The organism is Phocaeicola coprophilus DSM 18228 = JCM 13818 (assembly GCF_000157915.1).
Classification (GTDB): domain Bacteria; phylum Bacteroidota; class Bacteroidia; order Bacteroidales; family Bacteroidaceae; genus Phocaeicola; species Phocaeicola coprophilus.
This window is the reverse complement of the sequence record NZ_EQ973687.1, coordinates 1-928: the sequence shown is the minus strand read 5'-3', so window position 1 is coordinate 928 and position 928 is coordinate 1. Positions and strand designations below refer to the sequence as shown.

Below are 928 nucleotides of genomic sequence, written 5' to 3'. Positions count from 1 at the left end.
TCCCGTCCATCGGATACCAGATGGCTAAGGAAACATATCTTTTGAGAGCTTTTGCATATACCCTCAATCCGTATAGCTTTCCTTTGTTCACCTCGTATTCCTTGCACCGGGTCAAATCCAATTTGGCAAAGTTGATTCTTCCATCAAACCACTTTGGATGGCCACGTTTCCCTGTTTTCTGTTCCAATGTCGGATAGTACAGGATTACATCATTCCGAAAGCGGCTGATGACATGGAAATCGTTCTCACACATAGGCGTTATGAATGTTTCCTTGGAAAAGAATGCGTCTGCGACCACCGTTTGGGATATGCTTTGTAGCTTGTCTTTTCTACTGATAAGATAGCTGTTGTACCAGTCAACGAGATTCTTGCCCATATTATCCAAGGTTTTACAATCCGGCGTCTGAATGGAACCTAAAGTCATGCATTCATGGTTGTCGATGTCAATGACACCGATGCCCATGATTTCCAGTCCACGCTTGTACTCTCCTGCACAACCAGACCAGAAGTAACCTATCCAAGGTGTCTTCTTGCCTGATTTGGGGATATAGGAAGGATCGATGGCGATTGCTTTTCTTTTGCCTGTGAGATGCTTGTTGATGATAGAGCCGTTGAACGCAAACCAGTCGAAAGTTTCATGCTCAAAAAGGTTACGATAAGTCTGTTCTGAGAAACAGCCATATCTGCCCAATCGAAGGAAGTTTATACGTTCTGGGATGGCCATGAATAATTTCATGGTGTCCATGAACGTTTTTTCAAAAGGTTTGTGTATATTCGCTACTGATTTGAGAGCCGACAGGCACTCGGATTGGTATTGCATAAGGAGTGTTTCTTTAGTCATAATTAGATGTGTACGAGACTTCTAATTTACTAAAAACCAACGAATTATGCAATACTTTTTACCTTTATTATCAACATGTTAGCCTAC

Annotated in this window: 1 protein-coding gene; it reads right to left on the bottom strand. The window is 42.0% G+C overall.

All coding sequences use genetic code 11. The annotated features are described in order from the left end of the window. Nucleotides 1–841, bottom strand: an 841-nt coding sequence (locus BACCOPRO_RS16970; RefSeq protein ID WP_008145643.1) for a transposase, incomplete at its 3' end; no start/stop codon positions are given. Nucleotides 842–928 lie beyond the last annotated feature (87 nt).